19 protein-coding genes are annotated in these 23,760 nt (G+C 61.7%); 17 read left to right on the top strand and 2 right to left on the bottom strand.

Annotated elements, in window-relative coordinates; translation table 11 throughout:
- Position 1 precedes the first annotated feature (1 nt).
- The 15 genes from GNK13_RS03380 to GNK13_RS03310 all read left to right on the top strand — a co-directional run bounded on the left by GNK13_RS03380 (position 2) and on the right by GNK13_RS03310 (position 15,428).
- Positions 2 to 1,378 (top strand): V-type ATP synthase subunit B, encoded by a 1,377-nt coding sequence (locus tag GNK13_RS03380; protein WP_164101029.1) that lies wholly within the window; start codon positions 2 to 4, stop codon positions 1,376 to 1,378.
- Entirely contained in the window at positions 1,378 to 1,971 is a 594-nt protein-coding gene (locus GNK13_RS03375; RefSeq protein WP_203328901.1) for a V-type ATP synthase subunit D, read from the top strand. The genes GNK13_RS03380 and GNK13_RS03375 overlap by 1 nt, the downstream gene beginning before the upstream one ends.
- 21 nt (positions 1,972 to 1,992) lie before the next feature.
- The gene (locus GNK13_RS03370; protein ID WP_164101028.1) at positions 1,993 to 3,792 is read left to right on the top strand and encodes a V-type ATP synthase subunit I; all 1,800 of its coding nucleotides are present in this window, start codon (positions 1,993 to 1,995) and stop codon (positions 3,790 to 3,792) included.
- On the top strand, positions 3,792 to 4,241 hold the full coding sequence (locus tag GNK13_RS03365; RefSeq protein ID WP_164101027.1) for an ATP synthase subunit C: 450 nt from the start codon (positions 3,792 to 3,794) through the stop codon (positions 4,239 to 4,241). Before GNK13_RS03370 ends, GNK13_RS03365 begins: the two co-directional genes overlap by 1 nt.
- Before the next feature lie 18 nt (positions 4,242 to 4,259).
- Positions 4,260 to 4,952: a hypothetical protein gene (locus GNK13_RS03360; protein WP_164101026.1), complete on the top strand. Its 693-nt coding sequence runs from the start codon at positions 4,260 to 4,262 to the stop codon at positions 4,950 to 4,952.
- Positions 4,953 to 4,962: 10 nt separating this feature from the next.
- On the top strand, positions 4,963 to 5,631 hold the full coding sequence (locus GNK13_RS03355) for a DUF2764 family protein (protein WP_164101025.1): 669 nt from the start codon (positions 4,963 to 4,965) through the stop codon (positions 5,629 to 5,631).
- Entirely contained in the window at positions 5,612 to 7,426 is a 1,815-nt protein-coding gene (locus tag GNK13_RS03350) for a V-type ATP synthase subunit A (protein WP_164101024.1), read from the top strand. The genes GNK13_RS03355 and GNK13_RS03350 overlap by 20 nt, the downstream gene beginning before the upstream one ends.
- Positions 7,427 to 7,479: 53 nt before the next feature.
- Complete coding sequence (locus GNK13_RS03345; protein ID WP_164101023.1) at positions 7,480 to 8,658, top strand: hypothetical protein; 1,179 nt, start codon at positions 7,480 to 7,482, stop codon at positions 8,656 to 8,658.
- A gap of 147 nt (positions 8,659 to 8,805) precedes the next feature.
- Positions 8,806 to 9,129, top strand: a complete 324-nt coding sequence (locus GNK13_RS03340; RefSeq protein WP_164101022.1) for an ArsR/SmtB family transcription factor — start codon at positions 8,806 to 8,808, stop codon at positions 9,127 to 9,129.
- A 42-nt stretch (positions 9,130 to 9,171) separates the two neighbouring features.
- A complete protein-coding gene (locus GNK13_RS03335; protein WP_164101021.1) occupies positions 9,172 to 10,041 on the top strand; it encodes a phosphate ABC transporter substrate-binding protein in 870 nt (289 codons plus the stop codon).
- Positions 10,004 to 10,879: a phosphate ABC transporter permease subunit PstC gene (gene pstC / locus GNK13_RS03330; protein WP_203545334.1), complete on the top strand. Its 876-nt coding sequence runs from the start codon at positions 10,004 to 10,006 to the stop codon at positions 10,877 to 10,879. Before GNK13_RS03335 ends, pstC begins: the two co-directional genes overlap by 38 nt.
- On the top strand, positions 10,866 to 11,762 hold the full coding sequence (gene pstA / locus GNK13_RS03325; RefSeq protein WP_164101019.1) for a phosphate ABC transporter permease PstA: 897 nt from the start codon (positions 10,866 to 10,868) through the stop codon (positions 11,760 to 11,762). Before pstC ends, pstA begins: the two co-directional genes overlap by 14 nt.
- Entirely contained in the window at positions 11,759 to 12,517 is a 759-nt protein-coding gene (locus tag GNK13_RS03320) for a phosphate ABC transporter ATP-binding protein (protein WP_164101018.1), read from the top strand. Before pstA ends, GNK13_RS03320 begins: the two co-directional genes overlap by 4 nt.
- A gap of 1,063 nt (positions 12,518 to 13,580) precedes the next feature.
- Positions 13,581 to 14,366: a DUF4198 domain-containing protein gene (locus GNK13_RS03315; protein ID WP_164101017.1), complete on the top strand. Its 786-nt coding sequence runs from the start codon at positions 13,581 to 13,583 to the stop codon at positions 14,364 to 14,366.
- A gap of 51 nt (positions 14,367 to 14,417) precedes the next feature.
- Positions 14,418 to 15,428 (top strand): DUF1559 family PulG-like putative transporter, encoded by a 1,011-nt coding sequence (locus GNK13_RS03310; RefSeq protein ID WP_164101016.1) that lies wholly within the window; start codon positions 14,418 to 14,420, stop codon positions 15,426 to 15,428.
- A gap of 121 nt (positions 15,429 to 15,549) precedes the next feature.
- Here the strand turns inward: GNK13_RS03310 and GNK13_RS03305 are convergent, their stop codons facing one another.
- Entirely contained in the window at positions 15,550 to 19,278 is a 3,729-nt protein-coding gene (locus GNK13_RS03305) for a PAS domain S-box protein (RefSeq protein WP_164101015.1), read from the bottom strand.
- Between the two features lie 606 nt (positions 19,279 to 19,884).
- On the opposite strand from GNK13_RS03305, the gene GNK13_RS03300 reads away from it, so the two are divergent.
- On the top strand, positions 19,885 to 20,850 hold the full coding sequence (locus GNK13_RS03300; RefSeq protein WP_164101014.1) for a DUF808 domain-containing protein: 966 nt from the start codon (positions 19,885 to 19,887) through the stop codon (positions 20,848 to 20,850).
- A 209-nt stretch (positions 20,851 to 21,059) separates the two neighbouring features.
- Entirely contained in the window at positions 21,060 to 22,355 is a 1,296-nt protein-coding gene (locus GNK13_RS03295) for an aminotransferase class I/II-fold pyridoxal phosphate-dependent enzyme (RefSeq protein ID WP_164101013.1), read from the top strand.
- Positions 22,356 to 22,398: 43 nt separating this feature from the next.
- Here GNK13_RS03295 and GNK13_RS03290 read toward each other — a convergent pair whose 3' ends face one another.
- The gene (locus GNK13_RS03290) at positions 22,399 to 23,172 is read right to left on the bottom strand and encodes a methyltransferase (RefSeq protein ID WP_164101012.1); all 774 of its coding nucleotides are present in this window, start codon (positions 23,170 to 23,172) and stop codon (positions 22,399 to 22,401) included.
- Positions 23,173 to 23,760 lie beyond the last annotated feature (588 nt).

Genomic DNA, 23,760 nt, shown 5'->3' with positions numbered 1-23,760 from the left:
CATGAACCGCCCCTCTTCCTACGCTCAATTCCTCACTCGCCACACCCACATCGTGTCGATCGTCGGCGACATTCTGACGGTGCGGGCGCGGGAGGTGGGGCTGGGCGATCTAGCGGTGGTGGAAAACTGGGATGGCGAGCAGTCGTTGGCTCAGACGGTCCAGGTTCGGCACGACCAGGCTGCCTTGCAAGTCTTTACCGGAGGCAAAGGACTCTCGACCGCCGCCCGCGTTCGTTTCCTGGGGCACCCGATGCGCGTCCCCTACTCACCCAACATCCTCGGCCGCGTCTTCAGCGGCGCTGGCGACGCAATCGACGGCGGCCCCCACTTGATCAATGATCCCCACCTGGACATCGGCGGCCCCTCGGTGAATCCGACGACGCGGACGGTGCCCAAACGAATGATTGAGACCAAGATCCCGATGATCGATGTGTTCAATTGCCTGGTCGAGAGTCAAAAGATTCCGATCTTCTCGATCGCGGGAGAACCTTATAACGCATTGCTGGCCCGAGTCGGTATTCAGGCTGACGCCGACGTGATTGTCTTCGCTGGTCTAGGAATGATCTTCGACGATCTGTACTTCTTCCGCACTCGCTTCGAAGACGAAGGCGTCTTTCCCCGCACCGTGATGTTCGTCAATCAAGCCTCGGATCCGATCGTCGAACGGATCCTCGCCCCCGACATGGCTCTCAAAGTCGCCGAGCGGTTCGCCGTCGAGCAGGGAAAACGGGTCCTAGTGCTGATGACCGACATGACGGCCTATGCCGATGCGCTCAAAGAGATCGGAATCTCGATGGAACGCGTGCCGTCCAATCGCGGTTATATGGGAGACCTCTACAGTCAGTTGGCAGTCCGCTACGAACGGGCCTGCAATTACCGCGATGCCGGGTCGGTGACGATTCTGACCGTCACCACCATGCCTGGAAACGATGTGACCCACCCCGTTCCTGACAACACGGGCTACATCACCGAGGGTCAGTTTTATCTCCACGATGGGGCGATCGATCCCTTTGGTTCCCTGTCGCGGCTGAAGCAGCAGGTGATTGGCAAGGTCACCCGCGAGGATCACGGCCAGATCATGAATACGATGGTCCGCTTCTACTCGGGGGCGCGGGAAGCGCAAAAAAAACAAGCCATGGCGTTCGACCTATCGGCCTTCGACACAAAACTCTTGCGGTTCGGCGGGCTGTTTCAGGCGCGCTTTATGGATATCGATGTTTCGCTCCCCCTCAACGATGCGCTCGACCTCTGCTGGCGGACACTGGCCGAATGTTTTGAGCCGCAGGAACTGCTGATGAAAGAATCGCTGGTCAGCAAATACTTTCCCCGCAGCGCCCCGCAGTCGGTGGCGGAACTCAAGCTTCAGGGGGCCGCCTGATGGCACTCGCGCTCAATAAAAGTTCGCTCAAACAACAGCGCGATCAGCTGGGACTGTTTCGCAAGTACCTCCCCTCGCTCGACCTCAAACGCCAGCAATTGCTCGCGGCCCTCAAGGAAGCGCGGCGGCGGCTGGAGGCGTTGAATGAGGAGATGCGGCAGGAGGAGTTGCGGGCCGCTGCGGTCTATCCGCTCCTGGGAGGCGCCACCCTCGCGACCCGAGAACTGTCGCGGTTGGTGCGAGTGAAATCGGTCCGCGTGGAACAAGAGAACCTCGCGGGTGTCACGCTCCCGGTGGCCCGGGAAGTGAATTTTGAGGTGGCTCCGTACTCGACGTTGGGGACTCCGTTTTGGGTCGACCCCTTGATCGAGGGCCTGCGGCAAATGGCCGGACTGCGAATTCGGCAAGCGGTGGAGCAACGGCGCGTGCAACTCCTGGATGCTGCCAGCCGCCGCGTGACGCAGCGCGTCAACCTGTTCGAAAAAGTGCTCATCCCTCAGGCCCAGAAAAGCATCCAACGGATTCAGATTTTCTTAGCCGATCAAGAGCGGTCGGCGGTCGTGCGGTCGAAGATCGCCAAGTCGAAGACGTAGAACATGAAGACGTAGAACATCATGTCGATCGTGGCACTTGATAAAGTAACGCTGTATGGTGCCGCCCCGCAGTGCGAAGCGGTGCTCGAGGCGTTGCAGCGTCTCGGCTGCATGCATCTGGTGAACCTGAACCCCTCGGAGGTCCATCCACCGGTCGAGGGGCTTGTCTCACCGGAAGCGCGGGAAGCGCTCAAGTTCCTGCGGGCTTGCCCGACGCAGCGGCGCGCGGCAAAGCGGACGGGCGAATTTGACGCTGCGAGGGTGATCGCCGAGACGCTCGAGAATCAGCGTCGCCAGCAAGCACTCAGCGACGAGCGCGACGCCGTGCACAAAGCGATCGCACAGCTGACGCCGTGGGGCGAGTTCCGCGTGCCGCCGGCGGAGGAACTGGGAAATGCTCGGCTTTGGTTCTATGGTGTGCCGCGGCGTGAATCCCCCAAACTCGCCGGCATCCAGGTGCCGTTGACGATCGCGGCCGAAGATCCCACTTCGCTGTACGTGGTGGCCGTCGCTCCCGAGCCGCCGGAAGGCTTTCCGGGGGAGCGAGTCGAACTCGATCGGCGACCGCTGTCGGAGCTCCTCGCCCGCCGCGATGAACTCGACGAACTGCTCGAAGAACTCCACTGGCAGCGGGTGAAATTGACGCGCTGGATCGATTTGCTGCAGCGCAATCTCGACGAAACGGACGATCGAGCCGCACAGTCGTGGGCTGAAAAGATGGCTCTTCGCGAAACCGATGTGTTCGCGATTCGGGGGTGGGCTCCCCGAGATGCCCGGTCCGAAATCGAAGCGATGGCCGAGCGGAACGGCCTGGCCGTCTGCTTCACAGCCCCCGCCGAGAGCGATCAACCACCCACGTTGCTGAAAAACCGAGACGGTGTAGCGGGTGCCGAAGGGGCGGTCACGTTCTATATCACGCCGGCGTACCGTGCGTGGGACCCGACGCCGGTTATGTTTTATTCGTTCAGCCTCTTCTTTGGCATGATCCTGGCCGATGCCGGCTATGGGCTGCTGCTGGGACTGGCGCTGCTGCTGGCGTGGCGACGGCTGGGGGCGACTCCGCGGGGAGCCCAGTTTCGCTATCTGCTGCTGGCGATCGTGACGGTGACGATCGTCTTTGGGATCCTCCTCGGCAGCTACTTTGGCCTCGCACCACGCCCCGATTCATTGCTCGGTCGCTTTCGCGTGCTCGACTTCGAGGAGCGCGGCCAGATGATGGCACTCTCGATCCTGATCGGTGTGGCCCATCTCACGCTGGCGAACCTGATTCGCGCTTGGCACGCGCGGCACCGCGCCGTTGCGCTCGGTTCGGTCGGCTGGATCGCGGTCATGTTCGGCGCCCTGCTGATCGCCACCCGTCTTCTCGAGATTCCGGCCGCCCCCCAAATCGCCGCGGTCGGGACCGGCGTGGTCGTGATCGGGCTGCTGATGGTCTTGCTGTTCAGCAGCGATCGGCCGCTCGTCTGGTCCGAGCCTCGGGCCTGGGCCGGCCGGCTGTTCGACGGTGTCACCGCGCTCACCGGCGTCACCAAGTTGTTTGGCGACGTGTTGAGCTACCTGAGGCTCTTCGCGCTGGGGCTCGCCAGTGCCCAACTCGCCGTCACGTTCAACCAGTTGGCTGCGGATGTCCGCGAGTTTCGCGGCCTCGGCGTTCTGCTCGCGGTGGTGGTCTTGATCGCCGGCCACGGCATCAATCTGGTCCTGGGGCTCGTGGGAGGCGTGGTGCACGGCCTGCGGCTGAATTGCATCGAATTTTTTAACTGGAGCCTTACCGAAGAGGGGACGCCGTTTCGCTCCTACCATAAAAAGGTCGTCACTTAATGGACAGCTACATCATCGCCTTGGGTTGGCTTGGCATCTTTGGTCCGTTGGCCTTGAGTGCGATCGGCAGCGTCATCGGATGCGCGCGTGCCGGTCAGGCCGCATGTGGAGCGATGCTGGACATCGAAGGAGGTTACGGACGGTACGTCGGACTCTCCGCGCTGCCATCGTCCCAGATCATCTATGGCATCGTCGTCATGTTTGCGCTGAACCGCGAGGTCACCGAAGCCACGGCTCCGGGCTTGTTCTCGATCGGAATGCTCACGGGACTGGCGCTGATGATTTGCGCGATCTACCAAGGCGCCTGCTGCGCTTCGGCGATCAACACGAGCAAAAGCAAACCCGAAGTCTTCGGTCTTTCGGTGGCCCCGGCAGCCATTGTCGAAGGCTTTGCCGTGTTCGCCTTCGTGTTCGCCCTGGTCGTCAGCGGCGGAATCCCTCCGGGTTAAAAGAAAGGCTTGAATACTATGGCTATCGCAGAAGCCGAGCAGCGGGACGGCAAGGAACGGACCTCCGGCGTGCAGGAACTCATCGACCGCATCCGTAGCGAGGGAGTCGCTCAGGGACGCGGCGAAGCGGAGACGCTGGTGGCCGCCGCACGGGAGGAAGCCGTCCGGATCCTCGACGAGGCCAAGCGGGAAGCCGAGCAAATTCGTTCGACGGCTCGCGTCGAAGCGGATCGGCTGCGAAGCCAGACCGAGGAGGCGTTACGGCTGGCAGCGCGCGACGCCGTGCTGGCACTCCAGGAGGCTCTGCGGGCGGATTTCGTCAGCAAGGTGCGGCGTCTCGTCTCGCACACCATGCAAGACCGCTCCTTCCTCCAGCGGTTGATCTTAGAAATTGCTCATCGCTCAGTCCCGCAGGACGAGAGTCCGATGACAGTCCTGTTGCCCGCCAATCTGATGACCTACGAAGAGCTGAAGCAGAACCCGCAAGATCTTTCCGAAAATTCCCTCAGCCGCTTCGTTCTTGAACTCGCCTCCGAAGTGCTCCGCGAAGGGCTGACCTTTATTCCCGCCGACGACCAGCAACCCGGCATCCGCGTCCAACTTCAAGGCGAGGATGTAGAAATCGATCTCACCGACGAAGCCGTCTCCAATCTGCTGATCGAATACCTGGCACCCCGCTTTCGCGCACTCATGGAACGTCCACAGGTGTGAGGTCGTCGCAATGTTGGCCCGCCCCGCCTACTACACCCTTCTCAGCAGCCTCCCGGCGCTGCCACCGCGGTTCGACGTCGAGCGGTGCCCTATCACCCGGTCTCGACTCGAACAGCGACTCCAGATGCTGAGTCCCGACGATGCAATGGTCCTCAACCGGTTACTGGACTTTCTGGCCTGGGACCGCCAACCCTTGGAGCAGTCCGACCAGGATGTGATCACCAATTACCAAGCACTGATAGACACAATCCGTCACCCGCTGCTGCGGGAATTCATCGACGACCACATGGACCGCCGTACGATCCTGAGCGCACTCCGCCGGCGGCGGCAAGGGGGCGGAGCTCCGCCCGGCGTGGGGCGACTCGCCGAACCGATCCGGCGACGCTGGAACCAGCCTCTGTTCGGCCTCGAGACACGTTTTCCGTGGATTGCCGAAGCCGATCGACTGTTGGCCGTGGGCGCGGCCCGCGAGTTGGAAAAATTGATCCTGGCGATCAGCTGGACGCGGTGGAGCCGCGAGGCGAGCCACCGTCACTTTAGCTTCGAAGCCGTGCTGCTGTACGTGGCCCGCTGGGCGATCGTCCATCGCTGGACCAGTCAAAACGCGATCGCCGGACGGGAACGATTTGAATCCCTCCTCGAAACACTGCTGGAAGATCATGTCCACTTTGACAACTGATGCGAGCGTGATCGGGGTCAGTGGAAACATTGTTTCGATCGCCGCGAACGGTGGCCCGATCGTCAAAAACGAAGTGGCCTACATCCACGTCGGCGACCGCCGCCTGAAAGCCGAAATCCTCCGGGTGTTCGGGCAGGAAGCGGACCTGCAAGTGTTCGAAGACACCGAGGGCGTGCGAGTCGGTGACGCTGTCGATTTGACCCACCAGATGTTGTCGGTTTCGCTGGGGCCAGGCCTGCTGGGAACCGTCTTCGATGGCTTGCAAAACCCGCTCTACAAGTTAGCCGAGCAGGACGGCTTTTTCCTGCAGCGCGGCCGCAGCGTTCCGGCACTCGACACCGAGCCGCGGTGGACTTTCCAGGCGGCGTGCAAAGTCGGAGACAAGCTGAATGCCGGAGACGTCCTGGGAGCGGTCCAGGAACGTCGCATCCGCCACAAAATCATGGTGCCGTTCGGACTGCCCCGCGAACTCGAAGTGACCTGGATCGAAGGCGGAGAGTTCACCGTTCGCGACACCGTCGCGGTGGCTCGCGATAGCAACGGCATCGAGCATCGCCTGACGCTCTCCCAAACCTGGCCGGTGCGACGGCCGCTTCCCGCAGCCCTCCTGCGACGCAGGCTCGCCGAGCGGCAGTTCCCCGACGAACCGCTGGTAACGACGCTGAGGCTGATCGACACCTTCTTCCCCATCGCTCGCGGAGGCACGGCATGCATCCCCGGCCCGTTCGGTGCCGGCAAAACCGTCTTGCAAGGGCTGATCGCACGCTACTCCGCGGTCGACGTGGTCATCGTCGTGGCGTGCGGCGAACGAGCGGGAGAAGTCCTCGAGACGATCACCGAGTTTTCCCACATGGACGATCCGCGGACCGGAAGCAAACTGATCGACCGCACGATCATCATCTGCAACACCTCGTCGATGCCGGTAGCCGCCCGGGAGGCGTCGATCTTCACCGGAATCACCCTCGGCGAATACTACCGGCAAATGGGGCTCGACGTCCTCCTAATCGCCGACTCGACCTCGCGGTGGGCACAGGCGATGCGCGAAACCTCCGGCCGACTCGAAGAGATTCCCGGCGAAGAGGCTTACCCGGCGTACCTCGACTCGGCCATCAAGGGAGTCTATGAACGCGCCGGGCTGATTCGCACTGGCGATGGATCGGTCGGCAGCCTGACGATGGTCGGCACCGTCTCTCCGGCCGGGGGCAACTTCGAGGAACCGGTGACGCAAGCCACACTGAGCGCGGTGAAGTGCTTTCTGGGTCTGTCTTACGACCGCGCCTACAAACGTTTTTATCCGGCCATCGACCCGCTGATCTCCTGGTCCCGCTACCTGCAGCAACTCGGACCACGCCTCGACGAGCGGCTCGATCCGCACTGGACCGAGACGGTCCACCGCATGTCGCAACTGCTCCAGTCGGGCAGCGCGATCTACCAAATGATGCAGGTCACCGGTGAAGAAGGCGTTTCCTTAGATGATTTCGTCACCTGGCAAAAGGCGACCTTCCTCGACATGGTCTATCTCCAACAGGACGCCTTTGATCCGGTCGATGTATCCGTCTCGATTGAACGCCAAAAGGAATCATTTTTGCTCCTTAGACGCTTGCTCGAGCGACCTTATCGTTTTGCAGACAAGGATGAAGCGAGAAGCTTTTTCACGACGCTGACAAGCCAGTACAAGAATCTCAACTACGCTCCCTTCGGCTCCGAGGAATATCAAAAACACCTCGAGCAAATTGAGACCCTCGAGCGAAGCGGCATCGCTGGTGAGCTTCCGCGTCGCTCGGCGAAGGGTTGATGCACGCGACCAAAGGAGCCGCCCCCTGAAGGCGGATTAACCGGGAGCTTGCCATGAACTCCTTGCTGGCTGTGCGGTCTGCGAAATCAACGCGGTCGCGGTGTTTGCTGACCTACGCTTTCGCCGCGTTGCTCTCCATGGGGCTTCCTTCGAACAGCGGTCCTTCAAACAGCGGGCCTTCGACATCCTCCTCTTTACATGTCGACGAACCTCCAACCGGGCCCGTAACGCATCCGATCAATGCCGATGCGACTGGGGAGATCGAGCCGACGGTGCCGCAGGGCGAGGCTCCGCCCGAACTCGTTCGGCCGACGATTTGGGGTGAACCGACCGAGGTACACATCGCCCTCTACGTCCTCGACATCGATGAGATCGACTCGGCGGACCAGAGCTTCGCAGCCAGCGTCTACTTCGAAGCCCGGTGGAAGAATCCGGTCCTGAGCCACCCCGGGCCGGGGCCGCTGCACCGCGGGCTAACCGAAGTCTGGAATCCACGCTTGGCGATCATCGGTCAGCAGATGGCCTGGCAGTCCTATCCGGAATCGGTCGAGATCCGGCCGGACGGAACGGTGATCTACCGCCAGAAGATTTGGGGCCGCTTCTCGCAACCACTCGATCTCCGGGACTTTCCGTTCGACCACCAGCAGCTGTCGATCCAGCTCGTCGCCGCAGGTTTGCTCGAGAAGGACGTCAAAATTCTTACTTTGGTGACCGAAGCAGGAAGAACGTCAAACATTGCCAGCCGGTTCTCGCTGCCCGATTTCACGGTCGAGTCGTGGCAGGCCGCCCCGGCACCCTATTTCCCCGCTGCGGAACCCCCCGGCGTTGCCGGCTACGAGGTAACGCTTCAGGTCCGTCGGCAACCCACCTACTATGTGCTGAAGGTCATCATCCCCCTTTGCATGATCGTGGTCATCTCCTGGCTGCCGCGACTGATCGATCCCGAAAAGGCCGATACGAACATCGGTATATCGACAACCGCGTTTCTGACCCTCGTCGCGTATCTCTTTGCAACCACCGTGCTCTTGCCGCGCGTCTCCTACATCACGCGCATGGACCGTTTCATCCTGCTCTCCACGCTGATGGTCTTTGCTGGGTTAATGCAGACCGCAGTCAATATGCTCCTGGTGCGGTATGGGAAGAAACCGCTGGCGGAGCGAATCGAACGCGGTTCACGCGTCGCCTATCCGATGCTGCTGGTTCTCATCCTCGCGCTTTCCTTCTTCGTCTAAGCCCGGGGCTCGCAGCTCGGTAGCTCCGGCGGGACCGTCTCGAGGGGAGCCCGCTAGCGGTCCCCCCCGGCCGCGCGCTTGACTTGCGGACTGGCCAATGATTGAATAACTGCTCAATTGACACCGTCTTCATGTGGGCGAGAAACGATGAGACCCTCCTTCAGCATTCTCGGCCAAGAGTCCGGCGAGGACGTTTCCTGTGCGAGCGTCCTGAAGGTGCTGGCCGACGAGACGCGGTTGGCCGTGGTCGAGCAGCTGCTCGAGGGACCAAAGACCGTCTCGGCGATCAACGAGTCGCTCGGGGTCGAATCGACGCTGCTCTCGCACCACCTCAAAGCACTCCGAGACGCCCGGCTGGTGACGCGAAAGCGTGAAGGCCGGTACGCCTCCTATGCGCTTGCTCCGGCACTTCTCGTCCGCTGCAAAGGGCGAGCGATCGACCTCGGCTGTTGCACCCTCTCCTTCTCCTGAACCCACCCGCAATGCTCTCAGGAAAGCTGCGTCGAGTTCCCAATGAAGTCGATCCACGCTTGGCTCATCGCCCCGATCCTCGCCCTTGCAGTCCCAGGCTGCGCACGAAATTCGGCCGAGCCCATCGTTGCCGCGGACGAAGAAACGCTCAGCGGCAAACTGACGCTCACCGGCTCGAGCACCGTGGCGCCGCTAGTGACGGAGATTGCGAAGCGATTCGAGCAGCGGCACCCAGGAGTCCGCATCGATGTCCAGACCGGCGGGTCCGGCAAAGGGATCGCTGATACCCGCACGGGCGTGGCTGAGATTGGGATGGCCAGCCGTTCTTTGAAACCCGATGAAGCCGACCTTACGGCTCACCCCATCGCAGCCGACGGCGTGGGCGTGATCGTCCATCAAGCCAATCCAATCAAGCAGCTCAGTGAATCGCAACTTATCACAATCTATACCGACCAGATCCGCAACTGGAGCGAACTTGGGGGCGAGGACCAGGAAATCACGGTCGTGCACAAGGCCGAAGGCCGGGCAACGTTGGAGATCTTTTTAAATCACCTGGGTATTGAGAATCCCGTGGTCAAAGCGGATGTCATCGTGGGCGACAACGAACATGGAGTGAAGACCGTCGCCGGTTCCGAGGGATCGATTGGATACGTCTCGATCGGAACGGCCGAGGCGAATATCGAAGCGGGCGTGCCCATCCGCTTGCTGCCGCTCGGTGGGGTGGAGGCAAGCACCGCCCGCGTCGCGAGTGGCGAGTTCCCGATGAGCCGACCACTGAATCTTGTGACGACAGGCTCACCACCACGGCTCGCGATCGAGTTTATCCGCTTTTGCCAGTCGCCCGACGTCGAAGATTTGGTGAAGGCGAATTATTTTGTTCCAGCGGCAAGGGGACCTGATGTCGCGGAGTGACCTGTCGCTTCGAATCATCTCTCGCACCCTGGCGATCCTCTCGGCCGCGATCGTTCTCCTCATCCTCGGATTCCTTGTACGGGAATCGGCTCCGGCCTTGCAAGAATTGGGGCTCGCTCGTTTTTTCACCGATCCCGGTTGGCACCCCCTCTCGGGACAATTCAGCCTCGTTCCGATGATTGTAGCGACGCTGGCGACGAGCCTGGGCTCCGTTGCGATCGCAGCCCCGCTTGGAATCGCCTCAGCCGTCTTCGCTCATTTCTACGCGCCCCGAACCCTCGCCATCTGGCATCGCCGACTCATCGAACTGCTAGCAGGCATCCCTTCGGTCGTGTTTGGATTATGGGGACTGGTCGTACTCGCTCCGCTGGTCGCGCGACTGGGAGGCAGCGGACAAAACTTGTTCACCGCAACGGCCGTCCTTGGGCTGATGATCCTGCCGACCGTGGCCTTGCTTTCGGACGCCGCGATCGCTTCGCTGCCGCGAGCGTGGATCCAAGGAGCTGCAGCCCTGGGAATGCAGCGGTGGTCCATCGTGGGGAAAGTGGTGATTCCTGGTGCGCGCCGTGGCATCGGGGCCGGCGTCCTGCTGGCACTCACCCGAGCTTTGGGCGAAACCATGGCGGTGCTCATGCTGGCGGGCAACGTCGTTCAAGTGCCGAACTCGTTGCTGTCACCAGGCCGAACGCTCAACGCCAACATCGCTTTGGAGCTGGGTTACGCCTCGACCTTTCATCGCTCCGTACTGTTTGTCAGCGGATTAATGTTGATGCTAGTCGTCAGCGTGATTGTAGTCGGCATCTCCTATCGGAGAGGAGCGTCGGATGAGTGGCGGTAGATTTCATGCATCCGCAACGACGCCAACCAGACGGCACCAGATTCCAGAGTTCTTTACAGCCGTCGCGGTTTGGATGGCCGCAGGGCTGGTGGTCGCGACCCTCGCCTGGATTCTTATCGACATTGCGGTGCGGGGGATATCGCAGCTCAGCCCTTCGTTCCTGATCGAGGGAGTCGAAGATGCGGGTCGTGCCGGTGGGATAGGTCCCGTCCTCTTCTCAACCATGCTGATCCTAATGGTCACCCTGGCGCTGGCCATCCCACTTTCTCTGGCCACAGCCATCGCCTTGACCGAGCGAGTGGACCAAGATTCAAGGTTCGCGAGGAACGTGCGTCGCTGCCTGGATGTCTTGGCCGGTGTTCCGTCAATCGTATTCGGACTCTTTGGCAATGCCTTCTTCGCGATCATGCTCGGCCTTGGTTACTCGATCCTAACTGGAGGACTAACGCTGGCATGTATGGTGTTGCCGATCCTCATTCGGACGAGCGAACAAGCCATTGTGGCTGTGCCCAATGAGTACCGCTACGCTGCAGCCGCACTTGGCCTGGGGCGATCCGCCACGCTGTTTCGCGTCGTTTTGCCCGCCGCGGCACCAGCTTTGATGGCGGGTGTGGTGCTCAGCATCGGGCGGGCCCTGGCAGAAACGGCTGCCCTGATTTTTACCGCCGGGTACGTCGCCCGGCGCCCCGAGTCGCTACTCGACTCCGGACGTTCCCTGAGTGTGCACATCTATGACATGGCCATGAACGTACCAGGCGGTGGATCACGGGCCTATGCAACGGCCTGCGTCCTCGTCGCACTGTTGCTCGCCATCAATGCGACGACCACGTTACTGCTGCACGCCGCTGGCTTGCAGGGACGGTCGGTGGGAGGCAAGGGATGATCTCCACGCAAAAGCTGTCAATCTCCTACCACGGCCGCACTGTGCTGCGGAATGCATCACTTGTTGCCGAGCCGGGAAAGGTGCTCGCTCTCGTCGGTCCCTCGGGTTGTGGAAAGAGCAGTTTCCTGTGCGCCCTGAACCGAATGACCGACTTGCTTCCCGGCGCACGCGTCAGCGGGCAAATCACCTTCGATGGGCAAGGAATTGAGGAAGCTTTTGCATCCCCAGTCGAACTGCGCCGCAATGTTGGAATGATCTTTCAGAAACCCAACCCGTTCGCGATGTCGATCCGCCGCAACATTGAGTTGGCGGTTCGCGAACATGGCCGGCACAGCCGCAGCGATCGACAGCGAATCATCGAGTCCGTGCTCCGTGATGTCGGTTTGTGGGACGAAGTCCATGACCGACTGGACCATTCAGCGCTCGAGCTTTCCGGCGGCCAGCAGCAACGGCTCTGCATCGCCCGCGCCCTCGCGCTCAAGCCTCAGGTGCTGCTGATGGACGAACCATGCAGCGCCCTCGATCCCATCGCCGCGGATCGCGTCGAGCAACTGATCCGTTCGATGCGAGGCCAATACACGATCATCATCGTCACGCACAACTTAGCTCAAGCCCGCCGCCTCGCCGATCACATGGCCGTCTTCTGGATCTGCGAGGGCGTCGGTGAAATCATCGAGTATGGGGAAACGGAGTCGCTTTTTCGGTCATCCGCCAACCCCCTCGTGACATCCTACCTCTCAGGCCGCAGCGGCTAGGACGTTCCAGCGGATGTGCGGTCCATCGCCGCAGATTGTTTTTACGCGTCAGAGGCATTACTATCGATCGCATCGTCTCGCGCTCCCGCCGTGTATCACCGCCGAAGAATGCTCCGCTGCAAGCAATTCCGCGCTCACTCGATTAGCCGGCGGCTCCTGGCGGCCGTCATGCTGTCGTGTTACGTGGTGGCGACATTCCATTTCCCCCTGCCGGTCAACCGCATCGTGGCCAAGGGGGAACGGTTTCCCTGCGAGGCTCATGCCTGCGGCTGTGGCTCGGCCGACCAGTGTTGGCAGTCGTGCTGCTGCTTCTCGCACGAAGAGAAGCTTGCTTGGGCTGAAGCTCAGGGAGTCACGCCACCAGCCAGCGCGCTCGCCAAGCGTGGTGCGAGCCCACCGCAATCCAGCCCACCGCAATCCAGCCCACCGCAATCCAGCCCACCGCGCAGCTGCTGCAGCCATTCCGGCGCGGACCGCACCTGCGAGGATTCTCCAGCGGAAGCCGAACCGCATTACGTTTCATTGCTTCAAGCGATGGAATGTCGTGGACTCGGCGTGAAGTGGCTCAGCATGAGCGATCCGGTGGATGTGCCTCCCCCTGCCGCTCGGCTGCTCGTCCAGCTCGAAAGCGAACCGCTGACCTGCTGTTGGCTCCCAGCTGCAACCGCTGAACGCCAACAGCCTCTTGTGCCGCCCGGTTAAACCAAAGCTCTGGCAGAAAAACCGGTGACGTCAACCTCCTGAGCCGCAGGCGCTAGCCTCGGGCCTCTCGGGCCGCAGGCGCTAGCCTCGGGCCTCTCGGGCCGCAGGCGCTAGCCTCGGGCCTCTCGGGCCGCAGGCGCTAGCCTCGGGCCTCCTGAGCCGCAGGCGCTAGCCTCGGGCCTCTCGGGCCGCAGGCGCTAGCCTCGAGCCTCGCGACTCTCGGCTGTCCACCGCAGAACCCGCGGCTAGCGCCGTCGGCTCACCCGCGGCTAGCGCCGTCGGCTCACCCGCGGCTAGCGCCGTCGGCGCAGGTCGGGGGAGTTACTACCAGAACATCATCCGCACAAGGATTTTCTCAATCATGCGACGCTTCAGCTTTCTGTTTCTTTTGCTGGTCTCGGCTTCAGTTGCCCACGCTCATGACACGTGGGTGCAAACCAATACCAATCTGACGCGAGTCGGTGACCTCGTCCACGTCGATCTGATGCTAGGCAACCACGGCAACGAACACCGTGACTTCAAGCTGGCCAGCAAGATCTCTCTTGATCCCTGCACGCTCTCGGTGCTGACTCCCTCCGGAGAGTCTTACGACTTGAAGCCCGATTTGATCGACACCGGCTACGCGCCGAAGGAAGGGTTTTGGTCCGCCCGCTTCGTGACCGGTGCTCCCGGCCTCCACTGCGTGGTCCACACCCTCGACACGCTGCACCGAACCACCCGAGCGATCAAAAGCAGCAAGACCTATTTCCTCGCGAGCGACAGCCTCGATCAAGTCAGCTCGTCGGGTGCCGATTTCGACGCGCCACTCGGCCACCCCCTGGAACTCGTCCTGCAGTCCCACCCTGTCCGAAACGTGGGCCCCGGCCAGCCGATCCGCGTTCAAGTCCTGTACGAAGGCCAACCCCTGGAAGATGCTCGAGTGAGCTTCATCCCTCGTGGCCAGGCCTTGGCCGAGGGCTTCGATAAGGAATACGAGCGGATGGCGGACGAGCAGGGCCTCGCCTCCTTCACTCCTCGCGAGGGCAATTACTACTTGGTCGTGGTGCATCACCGTGCCCATGACCAGAAAGGCGACGGGTACGACGCCACTGCCTACTCGGCAACCTTAGCGATTTTCGTTCCTCAACTCTGTTCGTGCTGCGAGTAAGCGAGCTCGATCGCATACCCGCAATCCTTACAGACATACTGAGGTGAAAATATGCGCAAACAAAAACCCAAAGCCTTCACGCTCGTCGAACTGCTGGTCGTAATCGCGATCATCGGCGTCCTCGTGGGACTGCTTCTGCCAGCGGTTCAAGCGGCTCGCGAAGCCGCCAGACGGATGGAGTGCACGAACAATCTCAAGCAGTTTGCACTGGCGCTGCACAATTACGAGAGCACCTTTCGAGTTTTCCCGGGGCTTCCCGACTCCAGCAACTATGGATTTTCGGTCCAGGCTCGACTCTTGCCGTTCATCGAGCAGAAGAACTTGCAGGACCTGATCGATTTCCAGCAACCCTTGATGCTTGGAAGCGGTGGAAGCCAAACGCTCAATCCAGTTCATGAGATGGTCGCTCAGCAAGAGCTTGCCCTGATGCTCTGTCCGAGCGATGGGTATCCGGCAACATTCACCAGCTACAATTCAGGTGTCTTTGCCGGGACCAACTATGTGATCTGCAGCGGCTCCGGTGTCGACCACAACTACGACACACGCGCCCGCACCGATGGAATGTTCTGGTGGGGGTCGGCGACTGGTTTCCGCGACATGACCGACGGATCATCGAACACGGTCGTGCTGTCGGAGACTCTAATAGGAACCGGCCAGGACAGCTCCGGCCCGACACCGGAAGTCGCCGAGCGGGTGATGGCAAAATATCCGGGAGGCGGCATGGGCCCTCCAGGCATGGGCTTCACAGGTGCGCCAGGGCAAAACCCCGATTTGGCCGTCGCGGCCATGGCAACCGGCCAGTGGCACGGCTTCCGAGGCGGAGCATGGATCTGGGGACGCGAGCACACGACGACGTTCAACACCTATGCGTCGCCGAACTTCGCGTTTCCCGATGTCATGCGGAACGGTTTCGGCTGGTTTGCTGCCCGCAGCCAGCATCCCGGCGGTGCCAACATCGCGCTCGGCGATGGCTCGGTTCGATTCGTTCCCGATAGCATCGACCTGGCCACCTGGCGTGGCCTCGGAACCCGCGCCGGCGGAGAGGTTCTGCGGGATTTCTAAGCAGCCGGTGTGAGGCGAGAGCAGGCGGTCCAGCGACAACGGATCGATTCAAGTTGCAGTGCGGCGGTCCCCCCCGCACTGCATTTTTTGTTGCAAAACAGCCTCATTCGCCCGGCCGCCGTCAGGCCGAGTTTGGGGCGATCCGGGCGAACAGCTGCTGCAGGTCCGCAGGCTCAGCGGGTTTGACCAAGTGGTGGTCGAACCCCGCCGCTTTCGTCCGCTGCCGGTCTTCCTCCTGTCCCCATCCGGTCAGCGCCACCAGCAGCATCGTGGCTCCCCAGTCCTGTTGACGGATGTGCCGCGCCGCTTCGTAGCCATTCATCTTCGGCATCCCGAGGTCCATGAGCACCACCTCCGGGAGGTATTCGGCGGCGATCGCGACCGCCTGTTGTCCGTCGCTCGCTGTGCGGACCTCGTTGCCGAGCATTTTCACCACCAGGGCCAGCATGTCGGCAGCCGCCTTGTTGTCGTCGACCACGAGCACCCGGCGTGAGACCTTCACCGCCTCAGGCTGCGGCGACTCAGGTCTCCGCTCCTCGGCCGGCGACCGCATGAGGACCGGCAGACGTACCGAGAACTCGCTCCCTTTGTCCGTCCCCTCGCTGCGAGCCTCGACCACGCCGCCGTGCATCTCCACGAGGCGTTTGACCAGCGTCAGCCCAATCCCCAGCCCCACGTAGCCCTTTTCCATGGGACGATCGATCTGGGCGAACATCTCGAAGACCCGTTGCTGCATCTCGGCGGGGATCCCAATCCCGTTGTCGCGGACGAGCACCACGACGTCGCTCCCTTGCCGCTTCACCGAGACCCCGATCTGCCCTCCTTCGGGTGTGTACTTGGCGGCATTGTTGAGCAGGTTCGAGATCACCTGCGTCAATCGGTTCGGGTCGGCTTCCAGATGGATGGGGTCGTCGGGAACTTTGACCGTCAGCTCGTGTCCCGCTCCGTCGACCTGCGGCCGCGACGCTTCAACCGCGTTTTGGACGACGTCCGCGATGCTCACCCGACACTTCCGCAGTTCGAGCTTTCCCTGCGTAATCCGAGACACGTCCAACAGGTCATCGACGAGCGTGATCAACTGCTCGGTTTGCCGCTCCATCATGCCGCGGACTTCCTCGGTCGCTCCGGCGACATCGCCACTGAGTTTCATGACCTCCAGTCCCATGCGGATCGGGGCCAACGGATTCCGCAGCTCATGGGCCAGGGTGGCGAGGAACTCGTCCTTGCGGCGGTCGGCGTGCCGCAGGCTCTCGACCAGACGCGCGTTCTCGACGGCGACCGAAGCCATCTGCGCCAGTTGCACGAGCACGGCTTCGTCGTCCTCGGTAAACTCTCCCTCCAGTTTATCGGAGACCTGCAGCAGTCCGATGTTCCGTCCGTCCCGGCCCACGAGCGGCGCGGCAAGCCACCCCCGCATCGGAGGATGATCCTCGTCCCCGCAAAAGCGTTTCCACGCCGGATGGGCCTCCAACTCCGCCTGCGTCAGTCGCATCGGTCCGTTCATGCGACAAACCAGCGAGTAGATCCCCGAACCGTCGGGCGGTTTGTCATAGTGTTTCCACCGGTCGTATTTTTCCGACATCGAAACGGCGGTGATTGCCTGGGCCCAATCCTGATCGACCGTCATGCTGGCGACCGACTGGTGGGACTCGACGATGTGCCGAATCTCCTCGGTGACAATTCCCATCACCGATGCGACGTCGTGCGCCAGTCCGATTCGCGTCGCCACATCGGCCAGCCGCCGAAGCTGTTCGGAGCGTTTCAGCGCCGCTTCGGCCGCTTTCCTCTCGGCCGTCGTCTCCCGTACCTCGATGACCGTCCCGATCGCGGTGCCTTTCTTATAAATGACACGCGCGTTGCACATCACCGGAAAGGCCTCGCCGTTCTTGCGGAAGAAGACATCCTCGTGGCTGCGGACCTCAAAATGTTCCGGCAGCGCCCGATCGATGGGGCACTCCGACATCGGGTACGGCGTCCCGTCCGGGCGATGATGGTGGATGAAGTCGTGCAGCACGCCGCCGCCGACTTCGGCGAAAGTGAAACCCGTCATCGCCTCGGCCGCCGGATTCATGAATGTGCAGCGGCTGCGGTCATCCATCATGAAGATGGCGGTCGTAGCGTTGTCGGTAATGCTCCTCGTCAGGTCGAGCTGGAACCGTAGCGACTCTTCCCCCCGCTTCCGCTCGGTCACATCGAGCACCGTCCCGATAAACCGCACCGCCCGCCGCTCCTGTCCGTCGGACTCAAAGAGCCCCTGCCCTTTGGCGACAATCCACCGCACGGTTCCGTCGGGCCAGAGGGAGCGATAGTCGAGCTCATACCGTCCGTCCCCCTCGGGAGAAAGCGCTTCCTCGACGCCTCGATGGACCCGCTCCCGGTCTTCCGGGTGCAGCCGCTCGGAGAACACTTCGTAGGTGACTTCTGCCTGGGGCGGCAACCCAAACATGGCCTTGCAGCGATCGGACCACTTGAGTGAGCCGGTCGCCGGATCGAAGTCCCAGGTCCCGATCGAGGCGGACTCGATCGCCATGCGAAGCCGCTCCTCCCGCTCCCGAAGACGCTCCTCGGCTTGCAGCCGTTCGGTCAGGTCGAGCATCGAACCGACCATGCGAATCGGCTTGCCACTCTCGTCACGCACGACCCGGCCTCGATCGAAGACCATCGCATAGCTTCCGTCAGCCCGACAAAACCGGTACTCGTCCTCCCAGAACTCACCGTCGTCAATGACGCCATGGATGCTGTGGACGACCCGCTCCCGGTCCGCCTCATGAATGTGGTCCACCCACCACGACGCGTCGCTGCCAATCTGCTCGGGGCGATACCCAAAACGGGCCTGCACCCCTTCGTTCCAAACCACGCGATTGGTCACCAAATCCCAATCCCAGATCGCGTCGTTCGCCACCTGCCCAATCAGCCGGTAGCGAAGTTCGCTCTCGCGCAGCCGCTCCTCGGCTCGCTTCCGTTCGATGTGCTGGGCGACCTGCTCGGCAAGCGGGATCAAGTCCTCGAGCAGTCGCTCGCCGAGCGGTTCGCCAGAGAAGATCGCCAGGACCCCGAAGACCCGCCCGTCCACCACGAGCGGAATTCCCGCAAAGCCGACCGCCGCGCCCCACTGGCCTAGCGACTCGCCCGACTCGCCCGACTCGCCCGACTCGTGCGATGGCTCATTGATCAGTTCCGGCTCCCCTGCGGCAGCGATCCGTCCAATCCTGCCCTCACCGAACCGGAGCGGGGCCTGGAGATCGGCAAGGTGGTCCGCCGCCCCGCCGCTCGCCCACAGTTCCAGCAGGCCTTCGGCTTCATCCCGAACCCAAATGCCAGCGACCGCCGGCTCGAGGTGCCGCCCAAACGTCTTGCAGCAGGCCTGCAGCCCCGCCTGCAAAGACCGGGGTTGAGCCAGGGCGGTGGCGAGATCGGCTCGCAAGGCCGTGATCCGGTGACGCTCGGCAGCGGCGTCCTCGGCCTGCTTCCGCTCGGTGATGTCACGAAAGACCAGGACCACCCCCCGCAGCCGCCCATCGCCGCCACGGATCGGAGCGGCGCTGTCGTCGATCGGAACCTCGGTCCCGTCCCGGGCGACCAAGATGGTATGGTTGGCGAGCCCCACCGTCCGGCCCAAGCGAAGCACCTTCTCGACCGGGTTCTCCACCGGCTCCCGAGTGTGCTCGTTGAAGATGCGGAAGACCGTATGGAGGGGACGACCTTGAGCCTCCTCAGTCGGCCAGCCCGTCAGATTTTCGGCAACGGCATTCAGGAAGGTAACGCGTCCTTCAGGATCGGTCGCGATCACCGCATCGCCAATGCTGGCAAGCGTCACTTGGAGCAGGTCGTCGGGTTCGGCTTCGTTCATCGGAACATTCTAGCGAGCCACTCCCGAACCCCAATAGCCATAATCGAGCGCAGCCCCGGTTGCGAAGCACCGCTGGACATCCGCCGATCCCGAGGAAAGGAAGCAATGATCTCGCCCGACGCCGTCCGAACTCAGGCCACGCAAGCGTTCCCCAAGGCCGTCGAGGCTTGGCTCAGGGACGAACTGGAGACGTTCTTTCCGCGCCGCAGCCATACCTACGGCCGATATCCATTTCCCCAATCGACAGCCGCACTACCTGCGACGCGTCCGCGATGGTGCCCTGCAGGCGGAGTTGGGACTGCCATTTGACGAGCTGTCCTTGCCGGCCGAGTCGCTGGCTGGACAGCGCCACGTTGAACTGGTTCCGCTTGCCGTTGAACGATGATGGAGCCAACTGCTGGGCACGGCTGTGCGTTATGGCAATTCCGCGTGTGAAAGGGGCACTGTCCAGCGAGAGGAGGGGGCGAAAAGTTTGAATTTATTTCCAGTCCAACGGCGCCGCTTTGGAATCGTTCGCGTTGGCTCGAAGCGTAGCACGCCACGAGCTTTGGCTGATACACTGCCGGCGAATGGCTTCACTCAAAGAGAATGCTGGAAAGGAAAGGCATGGCTGGCGGCTTACTGATGTTGCTCGACGACATCACCACGATCCTCGACGACATCGCGGTTCTCACCAAAGTCGCTGCCAAGAAAACGGCGGGTGTTTTGGGCGACGACCTGGCTCTGAATGCCCAGCAGGTGACCGGTGTCGACGCCAGCCGCGAGCTGCCGGTCGTGTGGGCGGTGGCCAAAGGCTCGGCAGTCAACAAGGCGATCCTGGTTCCGGTGGCACTCGCCTTGGCCGCTTTCACGCCGGGCTGGGTGATCGTCGGCCTGCTGATGATTGGCGGCCTGTATCTCTGCTACGAGGGTTGCGAGAAGCTCGCCCACAAATTCCTCCATCCGGCCGAAGCCACCGCCCATGAGGAGGAACTCCATTCGGCACTGGTGGAACCTGAAGTCGATATGGTCCAACTCGAGAAACAGAAAATCAAGGGAGCCATCCGCACCGACTTTATTCTCTCAGCCGAAATTATCGTCATCACCCTTGGGACCGTCACCGATTCGCCCTTTGTCACGCAGTTGCTGGTCCTCGTGTCGATTTCGCTCCTCATGACCATCGGCGTGTATGGTCTCGTCGCGGCCATCGTCAAACTCGACGACCTTGGTGCACGGTTAATCGGATCGGCCGCGGAGAACTCCAGCCGCACGCTCAAGCAACGCACGGGCTATGCGATCCTGGCGACTGCTCCGTACTTGATGAAGTTTCTCTCGATCGCCGGGACCGCAGCGATGTTCCTCGTCGGGGGCGGGATCCTCGTCCATGGCGCCCCACCGCTTCATCACTTGGCCGAGGAAGTCGTCCACCCGGTCGCGGAGTTCGAAACCGGCGGCGTCGTGCTTGGTAGCTTCACCGAAATGATGTTCAACGCCGTCGTTGGAATCGTTGCCGGAACGATCGTGCTGCTGCTCATCACCGGCCTCCGGCGCCTCCGTCCAACGACCGTCGACTCGGCCCCCTCCCCTCACTGAAGACGCTACACGACTCTTCGACGCGCAGCTAATCCAGCGTCTCCTCAGCTCTTCTTCCCGCCCGACCTTGCTCACACCGGTCGGTTTTGCGTCAGAACCTACTGATCAGCGGTGCGCTCAGAACAAGCTAGAGTTCGATATCGCCAGAGGCTTCGTTTCGGTGTGGAAACGGCTGGCGTCCGTGACGAACCGACTTACTGCGAATAACGATGAGCGCTTTGACAACGAGACCCTCCGACGCAGAGGGGCTGGTGGACCGACATACTCCCCTTGTCGAACTCAAGAACCGCCTCGATGCATCCGGTGCGAATCTCGCACAGCTCAGCGCCGCTCTGTACAAACAGAAAAATGCGCAAATCGCAGCCAATCTGTATACACAGGATCGATACTGCGCCACCGGTAGCGATGCGACGGCCGTGATCTGCGACCCTCATCACGATCAATCGCGTACCTGTGTGTCTTGGTGCGTCAACCACTACACGGGGCTAAATCGCCATCCCGAAGTGCTTCGGGCCGCCCAGGAGGCAACCGAGCAGTACGGCACCGGTGCGGGCACATCAGGCATGTCGGGCGGCATGTGCGATGTCCATAAACAGCTCGAATCCGAACTGGCTCGACGCGTGGCGAAACCGGCGGCCCTGCTGTTTCCTACCGGCTACACCGCAAACCTCGGCGCACTGTCGGCCCTGGCCCGGTCGGGAGATCTCATCCTCTTCGACCGGGAATCGCATGCCTCGATCATCGATGGCATCAAAATGTCCGGCGCCAAATGGCTCCCCTTCCGCCACAACGATGTGGCCGACCTGGAACGAAAATTGGCCCATCACGGCAGCCGCTACCGCGACGTGCTCGTCGTAGCCGAGTCGGCGTATTCGATGAGTGGCGATTTCGCGCCATTGGCGGACCTGGTTGCGCTAAAACGTCGCTACCAATTTCGACTCTACATCGATGAGGCCCACGCTTTCGGATTCTATGGTCAGGACGGCGGCGGTTACTGCCGTCAGCTCGGCCTTTCCGACGATGTCGACTTCGTGATGTCCACGTTAAGCAAATCCACCGGTTCGTTAGGAGGATTCATCGCCTGCGCCGAACAATACATCCCGCTGCTACAGTGGTGCGCAAATTCCTATATCTTCCAGGCATGCGTCTCGCCTGCCGATGCGGCCGCAGCTCTCGCCTCGTTGCGGCTCCTGCGTTCGCCTTCGCCAGTGGTCCAGCGACTGCACGAGAACAACCGCTACATGCGCGATGCGCTTCAAGCCGTCGGCATTGATTTAAAGAACAGCCAGAGCCCGGTCGTGCCCATCTATATCGATCAGCCGGAGCGTTTGCTGCGAGTCAATCGGCGACTGTACGAGAACGGCGTGTTCTCGGTGAGCGTCGTCTATCCAGCGGTCAAGCCGAGCGAAGGCCGGATCCGCTTGATCGTGACCGCACGCCACAGCCAGCAGAATATTGATTACACAGTCCGCCAGATCGTGCAATGTCTGGCGAGCGAGGGTTGAGCCAGAGCGCACCTCGGCGACTCGCGGCGGATAGAGCGGTCCGCTAACAGTGCGTGGATTCGTCGATTCGACGAAAGACAAAAAAATGAGCGTCAAAGAACAGTTGCAGGTACAGTCCGCACAGCAACCACAGTTTGACGCTTTTCGGACCGACCGCTCGAGACGCCACGAGCGCAAACCCGGCCTCCCGGGCAAACTCCTGCAGCCGCGATGATTTGCGCCGAGGATAAAGCACCACGATCGATCCGCCCGGCCGCAAGTGGTCGCGGCCCTCGGTGAACAACCGGTTCAGTAGCGTGACGGATGTCGCCCACTGCTTGTCAGCACCCCGCATCGGAATCTCGACAAACGGCGGGTTTGCACAGATGACGTCAAACCGTTCTTCGGTGGCGGCGAACATGTCGCTCTGCTGCACTTGAACGTTCGCTAGACCGAGACGCTCGCAATTCGCCGCGGTCGCCGCAACCGCTTCGGGTCCGATATCGAGTGCCACCACGCGGGCTGCTCGTTCGGCAACGAACGCCGACACCACTCCACTGCCGGAACCCAAGTCACACACCGTATCCCCGGATTGCACGAAATCCCGATAGTGGTGCTCGTTCTCAAGGGGCTTGTACACCGCAGGCGGAATATGCAACGTCTTTCCGTCGAGCGTCAGCGTCGGCATCAGCCACGTCAGCAGGCGAGCATAGGGATAGTATGCGGTGAAAAATGCCTGCAGCAACGCTCGTTTCAGCCTCGCGGCCACCGGCGAGGACTCGATGCAATTGCTGGGTGAGGTCGCCGTGCGCAGCGAACCTCGGATTGTGGTCGACATCGGGCTAACGAATCGTAAGAACCGATCCGCCTATCGGTGGAGGAAGCGAGTTTACTACGACGAGTACCAACCCAACCTCGGCTCCATGCGGCCGAATACTTTGCTCTGGTTTGTCAACAATAGCGGCGGTCGGGGCAGGCGGTTTGGCTTTTCCGACTATGTCACTTGAAGGGCCCCCAACCCTAACTTTATGCAGAGCGGCGGTGGCTTTCGACGAGTCCTGGATCACCTCCTCGCCCTGCCTCGAGATCGTCTTGATCTGTTTCACGCGAAAGTCGAGCTGGTTCAGGAGACGGAAAGCCTGCAGGACTCCCTCTCTCGCATTTTTTCACAGGCAGAGCCCGAGCCGCATCAGCAACGGCCCGTCCCCAAGAGTTGACACCGCCGGCAACTGCAGTCGTCACATTCGAATCGAGCGGCAGTGCGAAAACGAACCTAACTCGCGAAGAGCGGCCCAAATCGCCCGGTTCGACGCGGACTACCACCACTCCGCCAGCGCATTGGCTCGCCGATTGCCTTGGATCTGGCCAGCTGGCATGTTCGCTGCATCCACGGACCGCAGAAACACCACTTTCGAAGTGACCTAAG

The sequence above is a fragment of the Candidatus Laterigemmans baculatus genome (assembly GCF_010367455.1).
GTDB classification, from domain to species: domain Bacteria; phylum Planctomycetota; class Planctomycetia; order Pirellulales; family Pirellulaceae; genus Laterigemmans; species Laterigemmans baculatus.
The sequence above is the reverse complement of the archived record's forward strand: the minus strand, read 5'-3'. Positions and strand labels throughout refer to the sequence as shown.